This is a genomic window from Citrobacter sp. MGH 55 (assembly GCF_016906145.1).
Taxonomy (GTDB): Bacteria; Pseudomonadota; Gammaproteobacteria; order Enterobacterales; family Enterobacteriaceae; genus Citrobacter_A; species Citrobacter_A amalonaticus.
In genome coordinates, this window is record NZ_CP070239.1 from 2,855,419 (window position 1) to 2,860,813 (window position 5,395).

Sequence of the window (5,395 nt, forward strand, 5' to 3'; positions counted from 1 at the left end):
CTAAAGAGCCGCTGATGCGGCTCTTGTTGTTTCTGTGCTCAGGGCAGTTCCGGCGGCGCCCACTCTTCCACTTCGATTAACACCAGCAGCGCGGCATCGCCGCCGTACTCTTTCGGTGCCTGATGGAAGGCCATGACGTGCGGATGCTGCGCCAGCCACAGCGGCGTCTGTTGTTTCAGCACATGTTTGCCGTGACCGTGCATCACGCAGGCGCAAAACACATGTTCCCGGCGGCAGGCGGCAATCAGCGCGCCCAGTTCCTGCTTTGCCTGAAGCTGTGTCAGACCGTGTAAATCGAGAAACAGCTCCGGAGAGTAATCGCCACGGCGCATTTTCTTCAGCTCGAAATGGCTCACGTCAGGACGGACATATTTGACCGGGCCTTCCGTATTCAGCAGCGGCTGAAACTCATCAGAGAAATAATGGCTGGCATCGGCCTGCTCCGAAAGCAGCCGCTTAACCGGCACCTCGGTGATCTTTTTACGCAGCGGGCGATGAACAATGGTGTCCTGTTTAATCTGACGGGTGCCGGTCATCAGCTGCCGGAACAGCGCCTGGTCCTCCTCGCTCAGCGATGTTTTCTTTTTCATTCTGTGATCTCATCTTTTTTTATTGTCCGTTAGTTTACCCGACTCGATGCGGATGCGAATGCTCAAAACGCAATTTTCACCCGCAACCCCTGCGTGATTGCTGATTTATCGCCGTCTTCATGGCAAACTAGCCGCCGAAATTAATGCGAGCATGCCCTGGAGGAACAGGTGGATAAAATTTTCGTTGATGAAGCAGTGAGTGATCTGCATACCATTCAGGACATGTTGCGCTGGGCGGTCAGCCGTTTTAGCGCGGCGAACATCTGGTACGGTCACGGTACCGATAACCCGTGGGATGAAGCCGTGCAACTGGTGTTGCCATCGCTGTATCTGCCGCTGGATATTCCAGAAGATATGCGTACCGCGCGCCTGACCTCCAGCGAACGCCACCGTATTGTTGAGCGCGTAATCCGCCGTGTGAACGAACGTATTCCGGTGGCCTATCTGACCAACAAAGCCTGGTTCTGCGGCCATGAGTTTTATGTTGATGAGCGCGTGCTGGTGCCGCGTTCTCCAATTGGTGAGTTGATCAACAACCGCTTTGCGGGGCTGGTCAGTGAGCCGCCTCAGCTTATCCTTGATATGTGTACCGGTAGCGGCTGTATTGCGATTGCCTGCGCCTATGCCTTCCCGGAAGCGGAAGTGGATGCGGTAGATATCTCGGCTGACGCGCTGGCCGTGACCGAACACAACATTGAAGAGCACGGTCTGATCCATCATGTCACGCCGATTCGTTCCGATCTGTTCCGTGACCTGCCGAAAGTCCAGTACGATCTGATCGTAACCAACCCGCCGTACGTTGATGCGGAAGATATGTCCGATCTGCCTAATGAATATCGTCATGAGCCGGAACTGGGTCTGGCGTCCGGCACTGACGGCCTGAAACTCACTCGCCGCATTCTGGGCAACGCGCCGGATTACCTGTCTGATAACGGCATTCTGATTTGTGAAGTCGGTAACAGCATGGTACATCTGATGGAACAATATCCGGATGTGCCGTTCACCTGGCTGGAATTTGACAATGGCGGCGATGGCGTTTTTATGTTGACCAAAGCCGAGTTGATTGCTGCCCGCGAGCACTTCAGCCTCTATAAAGATTAAACCACAACGACAACAACGAGACCGCAATGGCAGGAAATACAATTGGACAACTCTTTCGTGTAACCACCTTCGGCGAATCGCACGGGCTGGCGCTCGGTTGTATCGTCGACGGTGTGCCGCCAGGCATTCCGCTGACAGAAGCTGACCTGCAGCACGATCTCGACAGACGTCGCCCTGGCACGTCGCGTTACACGACGCAGCGTCGCGAACCGGATCAGGTGAAAATCCTCTCCGGCGTGTTTGAAGGCGTAACGACGGGGACCAGCATAGGTCTGCTGATTGAAAACACCGATCAGCGCTCGCAGGACTACAGCGCTATTAAGGACGTGTTTCGTCCGGGACACGCAGACTACACTTACGAACAGAAATATGGCCTGCGCGATTATCGTGGCGGCGGGCGTTCTTCCGCGCGAGAAACCGCGATGCGCGTGGCGGCAGGTGCCATTGCTAAAAAATATCTCGCTGAAAAATTTGGCGTAACCATTCAGGGCTGTTTGACCCAGATGGGCGACATTCCGCTGGCAATTAAAGACTGGTCGCAGGTCGAGCAAAACCCGTTCTTCTGTCCTGACCCTGATAAAATTGAAGCGCTGGACGAGCTGATGCGCGCGCTGAAAAAAGAGGGCGATTCCATTGGAGCGAAAGTAACCGTGGTCGCCAGCGGTGTGCCGGCAGGCCTGGGTGAACCCGTCTTTGACCGACTTGATGCCGATATCGCCCACGCGCTGATGAGCATCAACGCGGTGAAAGGTGTCGAAATTGGTGACGGCTTTGAGGTCGTGGCGCTACGCGGCAGTCAGAATCGTGATGAAATCACCAAAGACGGCTTCCAGAGCAATCACGCCGGCGGTATTCTGGGCGGGATCAGTAGCGGCCAGCAAATCGTGGCCCACATGGCGCTGAAACCGACGTCCAGTATTACCGTTCCGGGTCGCACCATTAACCGTTTTGGCGAAGAGGTGGAGATGATCACGAAAGGTCGTCACGATCCGTGCGTGGGGATCCGCGCCGTGCCGATTGCGGAAGCGATGCTGGCGATCGTGCTGATGGATCACCTGTTACGTCAACGGGCGCAGAATGCGGATGTCAAAACGGATATTCCACGCTGGTAAGAGATGAAAAAAACCGCAATAGCTCTGCTGGCGCTTCTTGCCAGCACGGCCAGCCTGGCGGCGACGCCGTGGCAGAAAATTACCCAGCCCGTGCCGGGCAGCGCGCAGTCAATTGGTGGCTTCTCGAACGGCTGCATAGTGGGAGCGGATACACTTCCCGTGCAGTCGGATCACTATCAGGTGATGCGCACCGATCAGCGCCGCTATTTCGGTCATCCCGATCTGGTGATGTTTATTCAGCGGCTGAGTACGCAGGTGAGCAATCTTGGACTGGGTACGGTGCTGATCGGTGACATGGGCATGCCTGCTGGTGGTCGATTTAACGGTGGACATGCCAGCCATCAGACCGGTCTGGATGTCGATATTTTCCTGCAGTTGCCAAAAACACGCTGGACGCAGGCGCAACTGTTGCGTCCCCAGGCGCTGGATTTGGTGGCCCGTGACGGTAAACATGTCGTGCCAGCGCTGTGGAAACCGGAAATCTCCAGCCTGATTAAGCTGGCGGCGAAAGATAACGACGTCACGCGTATTTTTGTGAATCCTGCCATCAAACAACAGCTTTGCCAGGATGCCGGCACCGATCGCGACTGGTTACGTAAAGTGCGACCCTGGTTCCAGCACCGTGCGCATATGCATGTCCGATTACGCTGTCCTGCCGACAGCCTTGAATGTGAAGATCAGCCGTTGCCTCCGCCGGGCGATGGCTGTGGCGCTGAGCTACAAAGCTGGTTTGAACCACCAAAGCCCGGCACAACAAAGCCTGAGAAGAAGACACCGCCTCCGTTGCCGCCTTCCTGCCAGGCGCTACTGGATGAGCATGTACTCTGATGGATAATTTTGCGGACCTGTTTATGGTCTCTCCGCTGCTGTTGCTGGTGTTGTTTTTTGTGGCAATGTTGGCTGGATTTATCGACTCACTGGCGGGCGGCGGCGGCCTGTTGACCATCCCCGCGCTGATGGCGGCAGGGATGTCTCCCGCGCAGGCGCTGGCAACCAATAAACTGCAGGCCTGCGGCGGTTCGATTTCTTCTTCAATTTATTTTATTCGCCGTAAAGTGGTGAACCTCGCCGAGCAAAAACTCAATATCGCGATGACGTTTATTGGTTCGATGAGCGGCGCACTGCTGGTGCAGCATGTGCAGTCAGGTGTGTTGCGACAGATCCTGCCTGTTCTGGTGATCTGCATTGGTCTCTACTTTTTGCTGATGCCGAAAGTGGGCGAGGAAGACAGACAGCGTCGCCTGTACGGTCTGCCGTTTGCCCTGGTGGCCGGTGGCTGCGTAGGCTTCTACGATGGTTTTTTTGGCCCGGCGGCAGGTTCATTTTACGCGCTGTCGTTTGTCATGCTGTGCGGCTATAACCTTGCTAAATCGACGGCTCACGCCAAGGTGCTGAATGCCACCTCCAATATTGGCGGCCTGCTGCTGTTTGTCATCGGCGGGAAAGTGATTTGGGCCACCGGTTTTGTCATGCTGATCGGGCAATTTCTCGGGGCGCGGATGGGGTCACGACTGGTACTGAGCAAAGGACAGAAGCTGATTCGGCCTATGATCGTCATTGTCTCGGCGGTGATGAGCATGAAACTTCTTTATGATAACCATGGACAGGAGATTCTCCACTGGCTGGGGATGAATTAATGAACAGTACGCACCGCTACGAACAATTGATTGAGATTTTTAACGGCTGCTTTGCCGATGATTTTAATACCCGTCTGATTAAAGGCGACGACGAACCGATCTATCTTCCTGCTGATACGGAGATCCCGTATCACCGGATTGTTTTTGCGCATGGCTTTTACGCCAGCGCATTGCATGAGATTTCGCACTGGTGCATTGCCGGAAAAGCGCGCCGCGAGCTGGTGGATTTCGGCTACTGGTATTGTCCGGACGGTCGCGATGCGGTGACACAGGGGCAGTTTGAAGATGTGGAAGTGAAACCGCAGGCATTCGACTGGTTGTTTTGCGTGGCGGCGGGATATCCGTTTAACGTCAGTTGCGACAACCTGGAAGGCGATTTTGAACCGGACCGCGTGGTGTTTCAGCGTCGGGTTCATGCACAGGTGATGACGTATCTGGAGGAGGGCATTCCCGAACGTCCGGCGCGCTTCATCAAAGCATTACAGAATTATTATCACACGCCTGAACTTACGGCGGAACAATTCCCGTGGCCAGAAGCGCTCAACTGAAGCCAGTGCCACGTTACAATGAGGAAAGAAGATGATCGCGGAGTTTGAATCACGCATTCTGGCATTAATCGACGACATGGTAGAGCATGCAAGCGATGATGAGCTGTTTGCCAGTGGGTATTTGCGTGGCCACCTCACATTAGCCGTTGCAGAACTGGAAGGAACGGATGACCATTCTGCTCAGGCCGTCTATGCCAACGTTACCCGTAGCCTGGAAAACGCTATCAGTGCAGGTGAATTGTCACCGCGCGATCAGGCATTAGTCAAAGAGATGTGGGATGCGCTGTATCAGAAGGTGGCGGATCAAGGCGTTTAATAATGACTCAGCATAGGGTCAATTAGACATCTAAACGAAAGTGTCTCATTGTGGGTCCGATAGTGAATTCTTTATTGGACCCAAATTCAGG

7 protein-coding genes are annotated in these 5,395 nt (G+C 54.7%); 6 read left to right on the top strand and 1 reads right to left on the bottom strand.

Features of this window, described 5'->3' with window-relative positions:
* Positions 1–38 precede the first annotated feature (38 nt).
* On the bottom strand, positions 39–590 hold the full coding sequence (gene smrB / locus JTI98_RS11355; RefSeq protein ID WP_042999963.1) for an endonuclease SmrB: 552 nt from the start codon (positions 588–590) through the stop codon (positions 39–41).
* A 168-nt stretch (positions 591–758) separates the two neighbouring features.
* On the opposite strand from smrB, the gene prmB reads away from it, so the two are divergent.
* Genes prmB through JTI98_RS11385 form a run of 6 tightly spaced genes read left to right on the top strand, consistent with a single transcriptional unit; the run spans position 759 to position 5,304 of the window.
* Positions 759–1,691 carry a 50S ribosomal protein L3 N(5)-glutamine methyltransferase gene (prmB, locus tag JTI98_RS11360; RefSeq protein ID WP_042999964.1) on the top strand — a complete coding sequence of 311 codons (933 nt, stop codon included), beginning with the start codon at positions 759–761 and terminating at the stop codon, positions 1,689–1,691.
* A 26-nt stretch (positions 1,692–1,717) separates the two neighbouring features.
* Positions 1,718–2,803: a chorismate synthase gene (aroC, locus tag JTI98_RS11365; RefSeq protein ID WP_042999965.1), complete on the top strand. Its 1,086-nt coding sequence runs from the start codon at positions 1,718–1,720 to the stop codon at positions 2,801–2,803.
* 3 nt (positions 2,804–2,806) lie between these two features.
* Positions 2,807–3,631 carry a penicillin-insensitive murein endopeptidase gene (gene mepA, locus JTI98_RS11370; RefSeq protein ID WP_058586890.1) on the top strand — a complete coding sequence of 275 codons (825 nt, stop codon included), beginning with the start codon at positions 2,807–2,809 and terminating at the stop codon, positions 3,629–3,631.
* The gene (locus tag JTI98_RS11375; protein WP_042999967.1) at positions 3,631–4,440 is read left to right on the top strand and encodes a sulfite exporter TauE/SafE family protein; all 810 of its coding nucleotides are present in this window, start codon (positions 3,631–3,633) and stop codon (positions 4,438–4,440) included. Before mepA ends, JTI98_RS11375 begins: the two co-directional genes overlap by 1 nt.
* A complete protein-coding gene (locus JTI98_RS11380; RefSeq protein ID WP_044258458.1) occupies positions 4,440–4,988 on the top strand; it encodes an elongation factor P hydroxylase in 549 nt (182 codons plus the stop codon). The genes JTI98_RS11375 and JTI98_RS11380 overlap by 1 nt, the downstream gene beginning before the upstream one ends.
* A gap of 31 nt (positions 4,989–5,019) precedes the next feature.
* Positions 5,020–5,304: a YfcL family protein gene (locus JTI98_RS11385; protein ID WP_044327345.1), complete on the top strand. Its 285-nt coding sequence runs from the start codon at positions 5,020–5,022 to the stop codon at positions 5,302–5,304.
* Positions 5,305–5,395 lie beyond the last annotated feature (91 nt).